Here is an 18,371-nt window from a genome sequence, read left to right on the forward strand (position 1 = left end):
GATAAAGGGACGCTCCGACCGGAGCGTCCCTTTTTTTGCCGCTTTTCTGCGGCTCATCCCAGGTCCATCGGCACGATATGCTCTTCCTTCATAAATGCGCTGAGTTTCCGCACATCGCGCATGAGGTCGCTGTAATGTGCGGGCGTAAGCGACTGCGGCCCGTCGGAGAGCGCTTTCGCGGGATTCGGATGCACCTCGATGATGAGACCGTCGGCGCCCGCCGCGACGGAGGCGAGCGACATGGGCTTGATCATGCGCCACTTGCCCGTGCCGTGGCTCGGATCGGCGATAATCGGCAAATGCGAGAGATGCTTGATCGCCGCGATCGCGCTGATATCGAACGTGTTGCGCGTATAGGTCTCGTAGGTGCGGATGCCGCGCTCGCAGAGGATGACGTTCGGATTCCCCTCGTTCATGATGTACTCGGCGGCGTTCAGCCACTCGTCGATGGTGGCGGCGAGGCCTCGTTTCAGCATGACGGGTTTCCCCGCGCGTCCGACCGCCCGCAGGAGGCCGAAATTCTGCATATTGCGCGCGCCGATCTGCAGGAGATCGGCATAGGCGGCAACCCGCTCCACGGCCTCGACGACCGTCACCTCGGTGACGACGCGCAGCCCCGTGCGCTCACGTGCCTCGGCAAGGTATTTCAGGCCTTCTTCTTCGAGCCCCTGGAATGCGTAGGGCGAGGTGCGCGGCTTGTATGCGCCGCCGCGGATGAACTGCGCGCCGCCGGATTTGACGATCTCGGCCGTCTCGAGGAGCTGCTCTCGCGACTCGACGGCGCAGGGTCCCGCCATGACGACGGGCGTGCCGTCGCCGATCTGCACGCCCGCGACGTCGATCACGCTCGGCGCGGGGTGAAACTCACGGCTCGCAAGCTTATAACTCTTGGAGATCGCAACCGTCGTCTCGACGCCGCGCATCGCGTCGAGCGGCGTGGCGGCGAGACGCGTCTTGTCGCCGATGACGCCGACAATCTTCTGCCGGGCGCCCTCCATGACCTTTGCCTCGAGGCCCTTCTCCTCGATGGCGCGAATCACGCCGTCGATATCTTCCCGCGTGGCATCCGCATTCATAATGACGACCATAGTATTATCTCCTTTTACTCATTTACTGCCCTATGCACGGGAAACGCCCCCGCCGTTTTAAGCCAACCGCTTTTATCTGCAACCGCATCGATCGCGTCCCGCAGTACGGCGGGATCGCAGTGCGCGTCGAGATCGAAAAAGAAAATATATGCGCCGAGCTCCGTACGCGCGGGCCGCGACTCGATGCGCGTCAGGTTGACGCCGCGGTGCGCGAACTCCCCGAGCACCTCGTAGAGCGCGCCTGCGCGCGCGCCGTCCATGCCGCAGATGACGAGCACGGTATCCGGCGGCTCCGCGGGCGGCGGCAGCGCGCCGTCGCGCGCGACCTCAAAGAAGCGCGTACAGTTCGATCCGCGGTCTTCGATCTGCTCCGCACGTACGACGAGCCCGTTCAGTTCTCCCGCGCGCCGTGTGCAGATTGCGGCCCACCCCGCCTCTGCGGGAGCCGCGCCGACGATCTCCGCGGCGCGCGCCGTGCTCGCGGTCTTGATGATCTCGGCCCGCGGACAGTACCGCAGGAGGAAGTCGTGGCACTGCGCGATGGGCTGGGCATGCGAGTAAACGCAGTGAATCCCGCCGTCCGCCGTCCGTGCCATCAGGTAGTTATGCACGGGCCAGATCACCTCGCGCCTGACGTGCAGCGTATCCGCATGGGCCAAGGTATCGAGCGTCACGGTAATCGCACCCTCGAGCGAGTTCTCCACGGGTACGAACGCCGCATCCACCGCGCCCGTCTCCGCCGCGTGCAGGCACTCGCCGATGTCGGCGAAGCAGACAAGCTCCATATCGAGCTCCTGCCACGCCTTCAGGTAGAGTGCCGCGGCCTCGCTGTGCGTCCCCACGGGGCCGAGCACGCCCATTTTCTTCGTCACGCGCATTCCTCCTATATAGACTATCATACTATATGCGCGGCGCGTTGACAAGGATATCCGAACGGCTTTCACGAGGGGCGCATTCCGCTGACGCCGGAGTTGTGGTATAATGGGAATGTTTTCTGAACGAGCACGACCCAAAGGAGCATCTATGACCGCCGAGCAGTATCTCGAGATCGTCCATTGCATCGCTGGACTCAAAGAGCGCACGCGCCACGCCTGGACGAAAGACGGCCGCCGGGAGAGCGTCGCCGAGCACAGCTGGCGGCTGGCGCTGATGGCCTACTTCCTGCGCGACCGTTTCCCATCCGCCGACCTCACGCGCGTTCTCCTCATGTGCCTCCTGCACGATATGGGCGAGGTCTTTACGGGCGACATTCCGACGTTCGAAAAGACGGACGCCGACCGTACGCGCGAGCGCTGCCTCCGCGACGCGTGGATCTCCTCGCTGCCCCCACCGTATGCGGACGAGGCGCGCAGTCTTTTTCAAGAAATGGATACGGCAAAGACGGAGGAGGCGCGGCTCGTCCGCGCGCTTGACCGCATGGAGGCTGTCATCACGCACAACGAGGGCGATCCCCGCACGTGGCTGCCGCTCGAATATGATCTCCAGCGCACTTACGGCGTGTGCGAGGCCGCATTCTCGGATGTCCTCACGGAGCTGCGCGCCGCCGTCAACAGGGAAGTCGACGCCGTGACGGCATCGCTTGACGCACCCCGCTGAAACCAGGAGGAGTATATTATGAAAGCAAACTACGGCAACTGGATCTCTAGGACCATGATGAAAACCTTCTGCGGCGTCGCCGTCGGGTTCTACGTGCTCACGGGCGTGCTGTATTTGCTGCTCGGCAAAGATACCTATTACTATGTCGCGTGGATTCTCGCCGTTATGGCGACGCTCGCCATGCTCTACATGGGCTTCTGCAGATATGTCTTTTCTTTCGAGGGCGGCGGCCTCATGCGCCGCATCCACATGCATCTGCTCGAGCATCTCCCATGGGACGGCAAGGGCACGCTTCTCGACGTCGGCTGCGGCTCGGGTGCGCTCTCGATCGCCGCGGCAAAGAAATTCCCGACGGCAAAGGTGCGGGGCATCGACTATTGGAGCGCCATGTGGAACTACAGCCAGGAGCAGTGCGCGCGCAACGCCGAGATCGAAGGGGTCGGCGCGCGCTGCACGTTCACGCCCGGCGACGCCGCGAAGCTCGATTTCCCGAGCAAATCCTTCGACGCCGTCGTCAGCAACTTCGTCTATCACGAGGTGCGCACGCAAAAGGATAAATTCATGCTCGTCGAGGAGACGCTGCGCACGCTGAAAAAGGGCGGCTGTTTCGCCCTGCAGGATACCTTCGGGGACAAGGACCGCTACGGCAGGATGGAGGAATTCCTCGACTATCTGAAAGAGCACGACGAGATCACGGAGATCGCCTACGTGCCGAACATCGCGCGCCGGATCTCCATGCCGTTTCCCGTGCGGCTCATGCTGCGCGACTGCGGGCTGATCTACGGGAAAAAATAGATTTTGAAAGGATGCTTATCATGCGTATGCGTCTTGCGGCCGCGGCGGTCGCAGCCTGTGCCGCCCTCCTCGCGTCCGCCGCGTCCGCTGCGGCGGATCAGCCGAAATATTTTTACCGCCCCGTATTTTCGGCGGAGCTTCCCGCCGATATGAAGGTCGACCCGGCGGCAGTCGCCGCCGTTCGCTTTCGTATGCCGCAGCCGGAAGTCAATATTACCGGTCCTTTTTCCATTACGTCCGTCCCCATCGCAGGGGAGGCGGCGGCAACCGAGGAGCAGATGGCGGCGTACATCCGCGCCAATAATCCGCAGCCGAAACTCACGGGCAGCGTCGAAGAACTCGTACGCGCCTACTATGAGGAGGCCGGCGCCGAAGGCGTGCGCCCGGACGTCGCGCTCGCGCAGGCGTGCAAGGAGACGGGCTTTTTCGCCTACGGCGGCGATGTGGACTGGCGGCAGAACAACTTCTGCGGCCTCGGCGCGACGGGCGGCGGCGCGCAGGGGCTTTCCTTCCCCGACATCCGCACCGGCGTCCGCGCCCACATCCAGCATCTCCTCGCATACAGCCGAACGGCGCCGCCGAAAAAACCGCTCGTCGATCCGCGCTACGACCTCATTAAGGAGAAGCACCCCGAAATCTTCGGCAAGATCGCCTATTGGACGGGACTGAACGGCGTCTGGGCCGTACCGGGCAAGGATTACGGCGAAGACATCCTGCTGCGCTGGGCGTTGGCGCAGCGGCCCGACGCGTCGGACGCCTCTCTGCGCGCGGCCGAGGCGCGCGTCGCAAAGAACGGCGACGCCGAATCCTATCTCTACCGCGGCACCGTTTATCTCCTGCGGAACGACAGCGAAAAGGCGATCGAAGATTTTTCCACGGCAATGAAATCCAATCCCCGAACGCTGCCCGATCCCCTCCTCTGCCTGGCGCTGGCCTATGCGCAGGCGGGCAGGAACAAAGATGCGCGGCATGCCTACGAGGTCTACCTGGACGCGTGGGTCAACGACGCGGACGCTTGGTACAACTACGGTCTCGTCCTTTTGGACATGAACGACGCAAAAGGCTCCGATGCAGCCTTTCAAAAAGCATTGGAGCTTACGCCCTACGGCGGCGCTCACATATGCGGCGCCCGGGCGATCGCCGCCGTTCGGGCGAAGAATTATAAAGCCGCTTGGCGTTTCCTCGCCGAAGCCGCGGCAAAAGACCCCGCCGACACGGACATCCTGTCCAACCAAATCATCTTAAACGCCTGTCTAAAGCCCGCCGCGCGCGGAAAAAAGACCCGATGATCCCCATCATACGGACCCACCGAACAAATTGAACGCCCAAAACGGGGGCTGCCGCACACCTAAGTGCGGCAGCCCCCGTTTTATTATCCGAAAAAATTTTTCCCGCCCCTATTCCTCGAGCTCGATCAGCCCCGGCTGCTCGATGTGCCACTGCTCCTTGCGGAGCGTGAAGAGCGCGGGCATATCTACCGTGAGTTTATCGTAGACTTTGCCGTCCTCGTAGCGTGCGGCAAACGTCTCCTTCATGCCCTCTTCCTCGTGCAGCTTCCGGTCATAGCGGAACATGGGGCTCGGAACGACGGCAAAGTCCCCCGGCTGTCCCGGGATGTCATACGCCCAGAAGGTCGCCGTTCCGACGTCCTCCACCGTCTCGAACTTGGGTATATTCTTGCCATCCTCCACCGCCGCGTGATCGGTGCAGACGAGCAGATGCAGTCCGTATTTGTCAATGAGGGGCGCGCAGAGTTCCGCCCCCCGTTCGGGTGAAAACGTCTCGCGCAGCGCATGATAATCGTCGAGGAACTCCTGCCAAATCGGTTTGCTCTCGAGGAGCGCGTCGAGGTCGACCTCCTCCTCCGGCGCGGGGTCGGGCGCCGGCGGCGGTGCAGGCTCCGGTTCGGGTTCCGGCACGGGCGCTGCCGCGATACGCTCCTTCAGTTCCGCAACGTCCGTATCGATCTGCGCGATGCGCGCGCCGAGATTTTCGATTTCATCCCTGAGCGACTGCACCTTTGCCGCAGTCTCCAAATCCTTTTGCACGGACGCCTGTATCTCGGCCGCCAGGCGCTCCGCCTCCGTGCGCAGCCACGAGACATGTCCCTCGATCGTATCGACCGTGCCGCCCGTCTGCCGCCACGCGTAGTACGTCGCGACGGATGCGATGCCGACGCTCGCCACGACGAGGACGAACGACAGTATCGTCATCACGTCCGCCATGATCGGGTGGATAAATCCCATTGTTTGTACGGCGGCCGCCGCTGCCTCAGTGTCCATCAATGTTCCCCTTCCCCTGCTCTCGCTGCGCTCCGTCTCTATCGGCCGTGCGCCGATCGGCGCGTACGGCAAAATATACGTCTTGTGGAAGTTCGCCGCCGTTTGTCAAAAATCCTGCTTATGTACGCGTTCCGATCGGCAAATTGAGATCGAATCGGCCGGCAATATGCAAAAGGGACTGCCTCTCCCGCGCCGTATGCGTCTCGGTAGAGATCAGCCCCCGCTGTTTTTTTAAATTGCCGTACCGTGTTCTCAGAGCGCGCCGGCAAGCGTCGCACCGAGTTTTTTGCAGCCTTCCATGCCCTCGTCATCCGGCTCATTCTCCACGATGAAGGTATCGATCAGCTTTGCGCCGGCTTCTTTCGTACGCTCCTTCCACGTCTCCATCCAAGCGCCCGCGCCCCAGCCCCACGAGCCGAAGAGCACGACCGCCTTGCCCGAGAGTTTGCCGCTGTCGACCGCGCCCGCAAAGAACGGCTCGAACGAACCTTCCTCCAACTCCTCGGCGCCCATCGAGGGGCAGCCGAGCGCAAGACCGTCAAAGCCGTCAATCTGATCGACGGAGAAGCTGTCCACCTCGAAGAGCTCAACCTCTGCGCCCGCACCCTCTAGCCCGGCGCGAACGCCCTCCGCCATCTTTTCCGTATTGCCCGTGCCCGACCAGTATACAACCGCTGCTTTTGCCATGTGAAATCCTCCTCAAAGAATTGCGGAGAGCGCCGCTCTCCCGCTAAACCGCCTGCACCAGCTCCGCCAGCGGGTGTCCCGCTTCGAGCCGCGTACAGAACTCCTGCGTGCAGGCCGAGTACCGCTCAAAGAGAGCGCGCGCCTCCGCCTCGTTCGTGTAGACCTTCCAATATCCGCTGTAGACGAAATCCTGTCCCCGCCGTGTGATAAAGCCGCGCACGTCCTCCGGCGGGTATCCGAGGAATAGCCCCACCTCCGGCGGGAGCGTCTTGCGCACGCGCATCCGCAGGCGCAGGAACTCGAGTCGGTCCTCCATGCTGTCCGTGACGCGGTAGCCTGCGCCCGCAAGGATCTCCTGCGCGCCCGGCGCGCCGAGCGCACGCTCGACGAGCTCCGCACGGTAAAAGAGAATGAGGACGTACTCCGTCCCCTCCGCGACGCGGAACGTCGAGATGCCTTTGCAGGAAAAACAAGGCTCGTAAGAGGCAAGCAGCCCCTCAAAATCCTCAAACCGGCTCTTTTGGAACGACAAGAGACTCCCTGCCGTCAGCCCCGCGAGCAGCGGTGCGGCATGATAGCCAAGCAAATGCTCAAAGTCCGGGCAGCGCACGAATATCTCCCCCTTTTGCTAAGTGCGCACCGTAAAACGGCGCGCGTCGATGAAATCCCAGTCTCTCGCTATTATAGCCGAAGTGATTCTCATTAGCAATAGGGTAATCCGTCACAGGAGTGTCCGAATATTGGTCTTCCCCTATTATAGCGAAGTTTTTTTACCATGACAACAGGTCGCAGTATAATCTTTTCCTATCTACACAGCGGAAAAGTTCATACGGATTTATGATAAATTACAGTCCAAACGGATCGCTGTGCCTCCCCGTACGCGCTAAGGTCAGCACCAAAACATCATCGTCAATATAGTAAATCAAAAGCCAATCGAGGAGTATATGACATTCCCGATACCCGCGCCAACGTCCCGTGAGGGCATGATCTTTATATTGTGCCGGCAAGGTTTCCCCGTGTGCCAGCGCACGAATGACATCATCCAATCGTTCAATATCCATATGCCGCTTGACAGCTAATTTGTAGTCCTTCTTAAATTTCGCCGTCCAAACGACATCAAGGCTCATCGTTTTAGCTCCCGCAAGGCTTCTTCGACATCTCCGTATCGCTTTGCCGCGGGGTCATGCGCAATGCGTTTTGCCTCAAGCATTGCGGCGACGGTTTCCTCATTGGGTTCCTGCAATTTCACATCGAACGGAAAACCGCCGACACGCAGCGATTGGCGCAGAAACACATTGATTGCGCTGCTGAGGGTTAGTCCCAGCTCTCCATACAAAAGCTCGCATTCTTTCTTCACATCACGCTCCATGCGAATGCTGAAGTTCATCGTATCTGTCATGAAAGTCACCTCTCTCATGTATATTGTATGGTATTTACATTACAAAATCAATGTGTTTTTCTTTGTTCACGCCCAAACGCTACTTCTGATTCCTGCTCGAACCCGCCGCGTAGGGAAAGAGCGGATCCGTGAGTTCGAACTCGTACGTCTCGCGGTCGACGCGCCCGAGAACCTTGTCGCCGTCATAGAGGCGCAGGAGAAAGTCCGCCATCTGCTCTGCCGTGTGATACGTCCCGAATCGTGCGTCGTAGTCGTAGGTCTCCACATCGTTGGCGACCTTGCCGAACTCGGTGCGCGTCGCCGCAGGCGCGAGCACCTTGGCGCGCAACTTTGCCCCCGATGCGGTGAGTTCCTGCGCCAGCCCCTCCGTGAACGCGCTCACATAGAACTTCGTCGCGCAGTAGGTGACTGCCATCGGCACGATCGTGTAGCCGCCGCAGGACGAGATGTTGATGAGCTGCGCCCCCGCCGCATCGTGATAGTCCCGAACATAGAGCGTCGAGAGAATCGTCAGCGCTTCGATGTTCAGGCGCAGCATGGATTCGATTTTTGACACATCCTGCTGAGCCACGCTCCCGTAGCTGCCGAATCCGGCGTTGTTCACCCACGTCTCTATGTCATAGGCGCGCAGGTCGTCATAGAGCCGATGCGCGTTCTCCGGTATGGACAAGTCTGTCGTCTTGATAACAACCTCCACCGCAGGATGCGCCGCCGCGATCTCATCGCGCAGACGAGCGAGCCGCGCCGCGTGCCGTGCGGTGACAATTAGGTTCTTGCCGCACGCCGCGAACGCCTTTGCCGCCGCATAGCCGATGCCGGAACTCGCGCCCGTAATGACCGTATATTTTTTATCGTTACCTATTTCGAAAACCTCCTTCATTTGATATCGTCTATGATATAATTTAGAGTATACTCTATGTCAATATGACAGGGAGAGTTTTTTGTCTGATACCGTCGGTGTATGTTCAAAAATTAGACGAAAAATCGCATTCTACTGCACGGAAATCACGGAGAAATACCGCAACCGACACATGTCAATGTGCCGCTTGCAAAAGCCGCTCGCCTCATGCTAGAATACGAATGAAATAAAACGAGGCACTCATACGGGAGGTATATGATGACATTCGATAAATGCACGCGAACGATGCGTACGGGACTCGCCATGCTGCTCTTCGGTCTGCTCGCCGTGACGAGCGGCTGTTTCAGCGGCGACGTGAACCTCGTGGTGAACGAGGACGGCAGCGCGGACCTCAAGACGACGCTCGTCAGCGTGCCCATGCTCGCGCAGTTCGTCGAGCAGAGCAAGGCAAAGACGCTGGAGCAGAACCCCGACGCGCAGGTCACGCCCGTGACAAAGGACAACAATATGTCGGGCTACGAAATCACGGAGCATTACGCAAGCCTCGAAAAGCTCTCCGAAGTCGACTTCTTCTCGGCGCACGAGGGCAAGAACAAGGGCATTACGCGGACAAAGTCGCTTTTCTACGACGATTACGATTTCGATCTCATCTTCAGCGGCAGTGAAAACGGCGGCGGAGCGGGCGCGCTCGCGAACAACATCACGTTCACCTACCAGATGACGCTGCCCGACCGACCGACAGCCTCGAATGCCGACCGCACGTCCGAGGACGGTAAAACGCTGACGTGGAACCTCGGCAAGACCCTCACGACGGGCGAATCGACCCGGATGCAGGTCTCGTTCCGCATGTGGAACAAGGCGGCGGTCATCGGCGCCGCAGTTCTCGTATTCGTTCTCTGTGCCGGCGGCGCGTACGCCTTCCTGCGGCGCAGGTCTCCGTCCGAAGAAGGGCACGCGGAGGCCGATGCGCCCCGTCGTCCCCCGACGGCATAAAATCACACAAAAAAAGAACCCTCCCGGCGCACAGTCGGTAGGGTTCTATTTTTGTGCGTTTTCATTCTTCAAGATATTCTCTGCCTGCGGTACCCGTGAAAAGGATGTCAGGCTCTTGAGGGCCGCGGACTTGATCCGGCCTTTTTCGATCTTCCTCATGCCGTTTTCCCTATGTGATAAATTGGTCTTACCGTAAAACGGGTCTAAGGTCTTCGGAGGAATAGGACTCCCTTTTGCCTTGACAACGCTTTCATCCGCCATATAGATCAGCCCCCTCGCTTTCAGTTATGTAAATATGCGTATATCATAACACATATATTATGTAACTTCAAATATTTTATTTGGGACTCTACAGCGTTTTCTTATACGATAGAAGTCCTACCCGTCGGCATCGAGAGCGCTGCCGCCGCACGGGACAATCGCATATCCCAAATAAAACGGAACCGCCGCGTCCATGCGAAATCCGCATATCCGCGGCGGTCCCGGAGAGCCGCTCATATAGACTTGGCCTTTGCCCGCCGTGTCTGCACGGCGAGGATAACGGCAAAGACCGCAAATCCGATCAGATCGGTCGTACCGCCCGGCTTGATCATCAGCAGCCCCGCCGCAACGAGCAGCACGCGCTCATAGAGCCGGCAGTGATCCGCGAGGAAGCCGCAAAGCGCCGAACTGACAGCGATCATGCCGAGGAGCGCGGTCAGCGTCGCCGTAATAAGCGTAAACGGCGACGCGTCCACCATGAGAATCACGGGCGATAACACGAAGATGTACGGGATGATGAACGCCGCAACGGCAAGTTTCGAAGCGTTGACGCCCGTTTTAAGCGGATTCCCTCCGCTGATGCCCGCGCCCGCATAGGCGGCGAGCGCGACGGGCGGCGTCACGTCCGCGATGATGCCGAAATAGAACACAAACATGTGCGCCGCGAGGACGGGAACGCCCAGCTGTACGAGTGCGGGCGCGGCGATGGTCGAGGTGATGACGTAGTTCGCCGTCGTCGGCACGCCCATGCCGAGCACGATCGCCGTAATCATCGTGAAGAACATCGCGGGGATCAGCATGCCGCCCGCAGCGTCGATGAGCCCCGAGGCGAGCCGCAGGCCGACGCCCGTCTTCGTGACGACGCCGATGATGATGCCGGCGGCCGCGCATGCGACGAGGACGCCGAGCACCGATTTAGCGCCGCGCTCGAGGCCTAAGACAATCTCCATCGGCTTCATCCGCGTCGACTTGCGCAGCATGGCGCAGACGATGGAGAGGACAATCGCGACGAGCGCCGCGCGCATCGGCGTATAGCCCGAGACGAGGAGATACACGATGACGACGAGGGGGATCGCGAGGTGCCCGCGTTCTTTGAGGAGCGCCAGGGGATGCGGGAGTTCGCTGCGCGGAACGCCCTTGAGGTTCTTGCGCTTTGCCTCGAAGTGGACGCCGAGCCAGACGCCCGTGAAGTAAAGCAGCGCGGGAATCGCCGCAGCCTTCACGACCTCGATGTACGGCACGCCGACGAACTCCGCCATGAGGAACGCCGCCGCCCCCATAACGGGCGGCATGAGCTGCCCGCCCGTGGACGCCGCCGCCTCGACCGCGCCCGCAAAGTTCGCATCATAGCCGAGTTTCTTCATCATCGGGATCGTGAGCGAGCCAGTGCCGACGACGTTGGCGACGGAGCTGCCCGAGACGGTGCCCATGAGGCCGCTCGAGAGCACCGCCACCTTCGCGGGGCCGCCGCTTGCCCAGCCGGCAACGGCGTTTGCGAGATCGATGAAGAATTTCCCCAGCCCCGTGCTTTCAAGATATGCGCCGAAAAGGATGAAGAGGAAGATGAACGTCGAGGAGACGCCGAGCGGAATTCCGAACACGCCCTCCGTCGTGAAGTAGAGGTGTCCGACGAGCTGCTCGAGGGTCAGTCCCCGATGCGCGAGCACACCCGGCATATAGGGACCGAGAAACGCATAGGCGAGGAAGAAGAGCACGACCGTCACCATCGGCAGCCCGACGACCCGCCGCGCGGCCTCGATCACGAGGAGGATGCCGATCACCCCGACAATCGTATCCGCGGGGGAAACGGAGCCCGCGCGCGTCACCAGTTCTCGGTACTGGATGACGATATACGCGGGCGCCGCCGCACCGAGCACGGCGAAGACGACGTCGACAGGATGAAAGAAGCTGTCCCTCGTCCATGCCCGCCGAAACGGATAGAGCAGATACGCGAGCGCAAGACCGAACCCAAGATGCACGGCGCGCTGGAGCTGCGCGTCAAGGACGCCGAACGTCGCCGTATAAAGCTGAAAGACGGAGAACGCGATGGCGATCGCGGCGATGATCTTTTTCGGGAGCCCCGCATAGTGTACGGTATCGGCCTCGCGGTCGTATTTTTTAAGAATCTCTTCCGTGTTGACTGTGTGCTTATCGGTCATACGGCATCATTCACTTCCTTCGTTCATATAAAGTAAGTGAGGCCGCCCGACCGGCAGCCTCATCCAAATGTCAACGGTCTTTCAAAAAAATGCGCGGTACAGCGGCGCGACGCGCAGATCGATGCGTGTGCCCGCGGGATACCTCTCATAGAGCGGAATCTCGCGCCCCGCCGCTTCGATGCGCAGATCCGTCCCCGCTCCCGTCCTGAGACTCAGCGCGGGATAGTCACGCTCCATATCGAGGATAAAATAATCGCCCTCTCGGCGAAACGCCCCCTCCTCCGCGAGGAACGGCAGCCCCACGCCGTGCGATTGGTACCGCGTCCCCGCGAGGTGAAAATGCCCGTCTGCACGCACCGTAAGGAACTCCTCCACCGGCGTCTTCTGCACCGAGTGGATGAAGCGGACCGTGAGCGGCACCTCGTCCCGGATCTGCGCCGCGAGCACCTCCCGGCGCCCGTCCGCCTCCATGATGAGCGCGGGCGCGCTGAGGATATCGAACGCGACGAGTACGGCCGCGCAAAGGAGCGCGATCAGATAGGCTCTCATTTACTCGCCGAAATATTTCTCCGCGCCCGCATTCATCGGCAGGGACATGCCTGCCTTCGCCGTATCCTTCGTGATCTGCTTGCCGACGGCATGCGCGCCCTGCAAGCGGTCGAGATGCGTGAAGATCGCCTTCGTGATATCGTAGCCCATCGCGGCGTCCACCGAGGGTCCCGCAACCAGCATCGCCATGACCGACACGCCCGGCACCGCCTCGTCAAAGCCCGCATAAGTTCCCGCGGGAATAACGGTCTTGGTGTAGAACGGGTACTTCGCAATCAACTCATCCGCAACCGCCTCATCCACGGGGAGAAGCCGCACGGGATTCTGCGATGCGATATCCTGCACCGACGCCGTCGGGTAGCCGGCCGTCAGGATCGCAACGTCCACATTGCCGTCCTTCAGCGCGCTCGCGCCCTCCGCGAACGAGAGGAACTGCTCGTCGATGTCGGCATACGTGATGCCGTATGCCGCGAGGATCTGGCGTGCGTTCGCCTCAACCCCCGAGCCCGCCGCCCCGACCGCGACGCGCTTGCCTTTCAGCTGCGCAAGGCTCGTGATGCCGGACGACCGGAGCGTCACGAACTGGCAGGTCTCGGGATAAAGAGAGGCAATCCCTTGGAGCCCCTCGACCTTCTTTCCTTCGAACATCTCCGTTCCGTTCACCGCATAGAAGGTAATATCGTTCTGCACCGTCGCGAGATCGATGGATTTATCGCGCAGCATGTTGATGTTGGCGACCGACGCGCCCGTACTCTGCGCGCTCGCGTTCATGCCGGGGATCTCCTTGTTGAGGATCTCCGCGATCGCTCCGCCGATCGGGTAGTAAGTCCCCGCCGTGCCGCCCGTGCCGATGTTGAGGAACTTCTTGTCCGCGCCGGCAGAATCCCCGCCGCCGCAGCCGACGAGGAGCGCAGCAGAGAGTGCGAAGACTGCGCCTGCCGCAAATATTTTCTTTACGGTAGAAATATTCATGATTTTCCTCCTACAAAATTATATCCGACAACTTCACGAACCGCCCGCGGCACACACGGAATGCACATATTTTATCACAAAGCGCCCCATGCCCGCAAGGCGTGAGGCGCTCGGTATACAAAGATACAATGATACATGAATTATGTTTAATTTTTCACAAAGTCCGCAGACGTTCCGTTCGCCTTCGCGCGCATGATGAGTTCTTTGAGCCGCTCGATGTTCTTCTCGTGGAGATCGATCGCAAAGCGGATGCGCTTCTTCTCCTCCTCTGTGAACTCGGGCCGCGCGTATGCTTCCCGGATGCGCCCGAGGCGCTCCTGCACATCGCGCAGCTCGTCCTCCATCGGGCGCACATGCATGAGCGCGAGTCCGTAGACCGCGCGCATCTGCTCCTCGATATACGAGGCGTAGCCCGGCTCGCCGGATGTGCGTTCGAGCCACTGCGCAACGTGGTAGATGATGTCGTACGGCGACTCGCCGCCGTGGATCATCCCCGCGATCTCCATCTTCACCTGCTGCTCGCCGCCGTGCGGCAGCGGGCGCGAATCCCCCGCAGACGTCTCGGCCATCAGATGATCTTCTCTCCGTGGTAGCGCTCTCCGCCGATCTCGGGGTAGACGCCGTATTCGACCGCCCACTCGCATTTATACTTGAGCGCCTGCGCGTGGATCGTCGCGATGCGGTCCATGTTCTCGCGCACAATCTTGCCCGGAACGCCTGCCACGAGGCAGTTCGGCGGAATGACCGCATTTTCTTTCACAACGGCGCCCGCCGCGATGATCGAACCGCGGCCGACCCTTGCCCCCGTGAGGACGGTTGCCCCCATGCCGATGAGGACGTGGTCCTCGATCACGCAGCCGTGGATGCAGGCGCAGTGCCCGACTGTCACATGGTCGCCGATGATGCAGGGCTTGTTATCCGCCACGTGCAGACAGGTGAGGTCCTGGATATTGGAGCACTCTCCGACCGAAATGTAGTCCACATCGCCGCGCGCCACGACGCCCGGCCAGAGGCTCGCGTATTTAGCCAGCCGCACGTCCCCCGAGAGGAAGACCTGCGGCGCGACGAAGGCCTCCTCGTCGATCTGCGGCGTGATGCCGTGAAAACTCGGGAACCCTTCTCCTTTGAACGTAAACATAAAGGATCCTTTCTAAAATATATATGGGAAACTTATCCGCGCGCAACGAAGATATCCTTCGCCTGCGCGGTATGATAATAACGCTGTGCCGCCGCCAGAATCTCGGCGGCGCTCGGCGCCGGCGCGGATACGCCGGCCGCCGTGCGGCGTCTCTTCCCTGCGCGGCGGTCCGCCTTTGCCGCATCGAGCGGCGTATCCGGCAGTTCTTTGTACGCGTCGGAGTTCGCATACTGCATCCACTCGCGCTGATAGGCGCGCAGAAGATAGACGTGCTCGTTGTCGAGCGGCGTGCGTTTCGATCCCTCAACGGCGAAACGGCGCAGTTCGACTTTCTCCTCCGACGAGAGTATGCGGCGCCCGCCGGGTGTCCGAGGCGCCTCATCCGCCGACGTTCCCTCCGGCAAAGGTTCCTGCACGGACGCATTCGCATCCGGCGCGGCGGCATCCGTGCCGCCGCCCTCGGCCAGCGCCTCGCCCGCGATCGCGGCGTTCATCTCGGCAGCGCTCGGCTCTGCCGGCATATCGGCCGAAGGCATATCTGCGCCGTCACCCGGGGCTGCGGCGGCCTCTCCCGCAGAGGATACGCCGGCAGCGGCGCCGACGACCGACCCCTGCATCGCGCCTCGGAGACTCGGCGCCTCGGCGCCTCCCGTCGCGCGCATCTCCGAGAGGACGGCGATGTTCGCCAGCGTGACGGCACGGATCGCCTCGTCCTTCGTCTTCGCGCGCTTCAGCGCCCGCGCCAGCTCCTCGCGGCGCTCCTCAATACGCGATACCTTTTCGTAGAGATCGGGGTCGTTCTCCTTGAGATACTGCATATCGGCGCCGGACAGTTTCTGCCCTTGGCGGAGCTTCTGCCGGATGCGCATCGTACGCAGTCCATCGCTTTCGCCCGTCGGCGGGAGGAGCGCACGCGACATAGTTTTCCGCGGATCCTGCGGGGCCCCGAGCGCCTGCGCGAGACTCTGTCCCGTCCGGAGGCGGTGCCTCATATCTCGCTGCAGGTTCTTCATCTGCGCATAGTCGCCGATCCGTCCGATCGTTTCAAATATATGCATATGCCTACCTCCATGTAATGCAAATACAACGTTCCTTATTATGTTATCGGCGCAAACGCCCCGCAGATAAAGTCTCTCAGCGCCGCATACCGTATTTTACTCCATTTTAGGCAAAAAGAAAAGCCGGTCGCCCGGCTCTTGTATTTCCCGCGTATTTACTTTGGTCGTCTATGCACAATATCTGTATTAACGATTCCTTCATGCAGACACTAATCCCTCCGTCAAGTCCCGAATGCTGCCATTCACCAAGACGGATGAATCGTTCCAAAGGCATATGGTCCGTCCTCGGACGCATATGACCGACAGGAAATTCACGAGTGTTAATGTACCACATTTAACGTCCGAGCGCAATACCTAATACGCATATGATTGAAATTTTTTCTGTCCTAATCGTAAAAAAATAGGATTTGTGAAAAAACAGGTTGACAAATTCTCTCAAAAAGGACAAAATAACCTCGCACAGGTTTGGATTGTGCTTCAAGTCGACACGGGAACAGACTTGTACGGTAAAGGGACGAAAGATGAAAGGGGATTTTTTTATGGGAAAACGCACGCCGATCGGCGTACAGCTCGGCGGCCTTTTGGGCAGCGTCATCGCGCTTATGGTCTTACTGCTCGGCATAGTGCTGTACGAGTTTGACACGACGAGCGGGGCGTATCAGCACCTGCTCTCCGTGACGGTAGACAACTCCATCACCCTGCTGCGCGCGGAGGACGACTTCCATCAGGGACTCAGCGAGCTCCGCTCTTATGTGGTGACGAGGGACAGCGCCGCTGCTTCCCGCACGGAGGAAGCGCTCAAGAAGGCGGAAGAACAGATTACCCGCTTCTCGGAGAACGCCGTCAATCCCGACAGCAAGCAGCTCGGACAGCAGCTGCGCACAGGCATCCACGAATACAACGAACACAGCAAACGCGTCATCGCGGCGCATCAAAGCGGCGACAGCAACGCCTACGAAGCGGCGCGAAGCGAACTCTATAAGCGGACGGAGGACGTCAACAACCTCTTCGAAAAGGCTGCCGACGTCCAAAAGCAAGTGCGCACGAGCCAGATGGAGGATCTGAACGATAACGCGCACCATATCTTTATCATCGCGCTCGTCGCAAGCCTCGTCGGCATCGCCGCCATCATCGCATGCGCCACCTGGTATGCGCGCCGTCTCGCGAGCCGTCTGATCAAACTACGCGGCGAGGTCGGCAAGCTCGGCAAACTTGATCTCTCCTTTGCGGCGGCACGAGCCACATGGAACGACGAGATCGGCGATATGGCAAACGAACTCATTGAAATGAAGGATGCCCTCCACGAGATTGTCCGCTCCATCCAGAGCGAGGCGGACGGGCTCTCGCGCGCGAGCGATGCACTCTCGAACTCCGTCCAGTCGCAGATGCAGGTCTCCGAGAGCATCGCGCATACGATCACGGACGTCGCGGCGGACGCGACGCGCAACAACGACAGCATCGGCGAGATCTCGACCGCCATCGAGCAAGTCAGCGCGCGCACGCAGGAGATGAGTGCGAGCGGCACCTACGTCACGCAGACGGCGGACGATGCCGTCGCCGATGCCAAGGGCGGCATGAAATATATCCGGGAGCTCGTCCAGCAGAACGAAACGGTCGGCGTGTCTATGACCGAGATCTCCCGTGTCTCCGAACAGCTCGTGACGGGTTCCGACGCGATCAAGAACGTCGTTACGACCATCCGCGAGATCGCGGGGCAGACCAACCTCCTCGCACTGAACGCCGCGATCGAAGCGGCGCGTGCCGGAGAAGCGGGCCGCGGCTTTGCCGTCGTTGCCGAGGAAGTCCGCAAGCTCGCCGAGGAGAGCTCCTCCGCAACCAACGAAATCGAGCAAACCATCGGCCGCATGATCGAGAGTATCCAAGTCGCCGCAGGCGCCATCGCCAACGCGGAAGAAAAAGTGGATGCGAGCAAAGAGGTTACCGTCGAAACGGAGAAGAGTTTCAACTCCATTCAGAAACGCCTCGACGACGTGCGCGCAAACATCGCGCAGATCAGCAAGGCAGTCGACGAAACCGCGAGCGATATGCAGGCTGTCGTCGGCAACGTCCAGAGCATCGGGGCCGTCGCAGAGAAGACGGGTGCGAACGCCGAGAGCGTCGCCGCCGCCTCCGAGGAACAGAGCGCAAGCCTGCACGACGTCAGCGACAGCGCCGAGGCACTCGCCGAGACCGCTTCCAAACTCAACGACATCACGTCGAAGTTCCGGCTGTAAGTCCTTGAAAACCGGCCGATAGAAAGATCCCCGCAGCACGGCTGCCGTGGGGATCTTTTTTTGTATAAAGAAAACCACGCGATAGTCGCGTGGTTCCAAAGAGCTTAAGCGGTGAAAAAATAGCCCCTAGTATGGTAAGCTAGAGCCGAGCCTGCCAGCTTAGCAAGAGCAACCGTACTAGGGAGGTCACATAATGTCAAAACAACAAAATGCAGACAGACATAGTTTAGCACATACGAGGTGGAATTGTAAGTACCACATAGTATTTGCCCCGAAATATCGGAGGAAAGTGTTTTATGCA

At 60.2% G+C, this 18,371-nt stretch carries 21 protein-coding genes; 6 read left to right on the forward strand and 15 right to left on the reverse strand.

Annotated features, from left to right (window positions below; translation table 11 throughout):
• Positions 1 to 53 precede the first annotated feature (53 nt).
• Both aroF and pheA read right to left on the reverse strand, forming a co-directional pair.
• Complete coding sequence (aroF, locus tag HMPREF9161_RS05145; RefSeq protein ID WP_009728628.1) at positions 54 to 1,088, reverse strand: 3-deoxy-7-phosphoheptulonate synthase; 1,035 nt, start codon at positions 1,086 to 1,088, stop codon at positions 54 to 56.
• 14 nt (positions 1,089 to 1,102) lie between these two features.
• A complete protein-coding gene (gene pheA / locus HMPREF9161_RS05150; protein ID WP_009728629.1) occupies positions 1,103 to 1,960 on the reverse strand; it encodes a prephenate dehydratase in 858 nt (285 codons plus the stop codon).
• A 151-nt stretch (positions 1,961 to 2,111) separates the two neighbouring features.
• Here pheA and HMPREF9161_RS05155 point away from each other — a divergent pair, with 151 nt between their 5' ends.
• From HMPREF9161_RS05155 to HMPREF9161_RS05165, 3 genes are read left to right on the forward strand one after another with little or no spacing between them, the layout of a single operon-like run.
• Positions 2,112 to 2,684 (forward strand): HD family hydrolase, encoded by a 573-nt coding sequence (locus tag HMPREF9161_RS05155; RefSeq protein ID WP_009728630.1) that lies wholly within the window; start codon positions 2,112 to 2,114, stop codon positions 2,682 to 2,684.
• An 18-nt stretch (positions 2,685 to 2,702) separates the two neighbouring features.
• Positions 2,703 to 3,479 (forward strand): class I SAM-dependent methyltransferase, encoded by a 777-nt coding sequence (locus HMPREF9161_RS05160; RefSeq protein WP_009728631.1) that lies wholly within the window; start codon positions 2,703 to 2,705, stop codon positions 3,477 to 3,479.
• 20 nt (positions 3,480 to 3,499) lie between these two features.
• On the forward strand, positions 3,500 to 4,768 hold the full coding sequence (locus HMPREF9161_RS05165) for a glucosaminidase domain-containing protein (RefSeq protein WP_009728632.1): 1,269 nt from the start codon (positions 3,500 to 3,502) through the stop codon (positions 4,766 to 4,768).
• A gap of 108 nt (positions 4,769 to 4,876) precedes the next feature.
• On the opposite strand, the gene HMPREF9161_RS05170 is transcribed toward HMPREF9161_RS05165, so the two are convergent.
• The 6 genes from HMPREF9161_RS05170 to HMPREF9161_RS05195 all read right to left on the reverse strand — a co-directional run bounded on the left by HMPREF9161_RS05170 (position 4,877) and on the right by HMPREF9161_RS05195 (position 8,727).
• Positions 4,877 to 5,761 carry a hypothetical protein gene (locus HMPREF9161_RS05170; RefSeq protein ID WP_009728633.1) on the reverse strand — a complete coding sequence of 295 codons (885 nt, stop codon included), beginning with the start codon at positions 5,759 to 5,761 and terminating at the stop codon, positions 4,877 to 4,879.
• 252 nt (positions 5,762 to 6,013) lie between these two features.
• On the reverse strand, positions 6,014 to 6,448 hold the full coding sequence (locus tag HMPREF9161_RS05175) for a flavodoxin (RefSeq protein WP_009728634.1): 435 nt from the start codon (positions 6,446 to 6,448) through the stop codon (positions 6,014 to 6,016).
• A gap of 43 nt (positions 6,449 to 6,491) precedes the next feature.
• Complete coding sequence (locus HMPREF9161_RS05180; RefSeq protein ID WP_009728635.1) at positions 6,492 to 7,058, reverse strand: DUF3793 family protein; 567 nt, start codon at positions 7,056 to 7,058, stop codon at positions 6,492 to 6,494.
• Positions 7,059 to 7,293: 235 nt separating this feature from the next.
• A complete protein-coding gene (locus tag HMPREF9161_RS05185) occupies positions 7,294 to 7,575 on the reverse strand; it encodes a type II toxin-antitoxin system YafQ family toxin (protein ID WP_009728636.1) in 282 nt (93 codons plus the stop codon).
• Positions 7,572 to 7,847: a type II toxin-antitoxin system RelB/DinJ family antitoxin gene (locus HMPREF9161_RS05190; RefSeq protein WP_009728637.1), complete on the reverse strand. Its 276-nt coding sequence runs from the start codon at positions 7,845 to 7,847 to the stop codon at positions 7,572 to 7,574. Before HMPREF9161_RS05190 ends, HMPREF9161_RS05185 begins: the two co-directional genes overlap by 4 nt.
• A 79-nt stretch (positions 7,848 to 7,926) precedes the next feature.
• A complete protein-coding gene (locus tag HMPREF9161_RS05195; RefSeq protein WP_009728638.1) occupies positions 7,927 to 8,727 on the reverse strand; it encodes an SDR family oxidoreductase in 801 nt (266 codons plus the stop codon).
• Between the two features lie 237 nt (positions 8,728 to 8,964).
• Here HMPREF9161_RS05195 and HMPREF9161_RS05200 point away from each other — a divergent pair, with 237 nt between their 5' ends.
• Positions 8,965 to 9,699: a hypothetical protein gene (locus HMPREF9161_RS05200; protein ID WP_009728639.1), complete on the forward strand. Its 735-nt coding sequence runs from the start codon at positions 8,965 to 8,967 to the stop codon at positions 9,697 to 9,699.
• A gap of 45 nt (positions 9,700 to 9,744) precedes the next feature.
• On the opposite strand, the gene HMPREF9161_RS05205 is transcribed toward HMPREF9161_RS05200, so the two are convergent.
• The 7 genes from HMPREF9161_RS05205 to HMPREF9161_RS05235 form a co-directional block, all read right to left on the reverse strand.
• A complete protein-coding gene (locus HMPREF9161_RS05205; protein WP_009728640.1) occupies positions 9,745 to 9,960 on the reverse strand; it encodes a hypothetical protein in 216 nt (71 codons plus the stop codon).
• 233 nt (positions 9,961 to 10,193) lie between these two features.
• Positions 10,194 to 12,119: a TRAP transporter permease gene (locus HMPREF9161_RS05210; RefSeq protein WP_009728641.1), complete on the reverse strand. Its 1,926-nt coding sequence runs from the start codon at positions 12,117 to 12,119 to the stop codon at positions 10,194 to 10,196.
• An 81-nt stretch (positions 12,120 to 12,200) separates the two neighbouring features.
• Complete coding sequence (locus HMPREF9161_RS05215) at positions 12,201 to 12,668, reverse strand: DUF1850 domain-containing protein (protein WP_009728642.1); 468 nt, start codon at positions 12,666 to 12,668, stop codon at positions 12,201 to 12,203.
• Positions 12,669 to 13,640: a TAXI family TRAP transporter solute-binding subunit gene (locus HMPREF9161_RS05220; protein WP_009728643.1), complete on the reverse strand. Its 972-nt coding sequence runs from the start codon at positions 13,638 to 13,640 to the stop codon at positions 12,669 to 12,671.
• A gap of 146 nt (positions 13,641 to 13,786) precedes the next feature.
• Entirely contained in the window at positions 13,787 to 14,209 is a 423-nt protein-coding gene (locus tag HMPREF9161_RS05225) for a hypothetical protein (protein ID WP_009728644.1), read from the reverse strand.
• Positions 14,209 to 14,778, reverse strand: a complete 570-nt coding sequence (locus HMPREF9161_RS05230; RefSeq protein WP_009728645.1) for a gamma carbonic anhydrase family protein — start codon at positions 14,776 to 14,778, stop codon at positions 14,209 to 14,211. The genes HMPREF9161_RS05225 and HMPREF9161_RS05230 overlap by 1 nt, the downstream gene beginning before the upstream one ends.
• Before the next feature lie 32 nt (positions 14,779 to 14,810).
• Entirely contained in the window at positions 14,811 to 15,836 is a 1,026-nt protein-coding gene (locus tag HMPREF9161_RS05235; RefSeq protein WP_009728646.1) for a hypothetical protein, read from the reverse strand.
• A 539-nt stretch (positions 15,837 to 16,375) separates the two neighbouring features.
• On the opposite strand from HMPREF9161_RS05235, the gene HMPREF9161_RS05240 reads away from it, so the two are divergent.
• Complete coding sequence (locus HMPREF9161_RS05240; protein WP_009728647.1) at positions 16,376 to 18,070, forward strand: methyl-accepting chemotaxis protein; 1,695 nt, start codon at positions 16,376 to 16,378, stop codon at positions 18,068 to 18,070.
• A 193-nt stretch (positions 18,071 to 18,263) separates the two neighbouring features.
• A partial coding sequence (locus HMPREF9161_RS09725; protein ID WP_009728648.1) for a transposase occupies positions 18,264 to 18,371 on the forward strand: 108 nt, incomplete at its 3' end.

The sequence above is a fragment of the Selenomonas sp. F0473 genome, assembly GCF_000315545.1.
GTDB lineage: Bacteria > Bacillota > Negativicutes > Selenomonadales > Selenomonadaceae > Centipeda.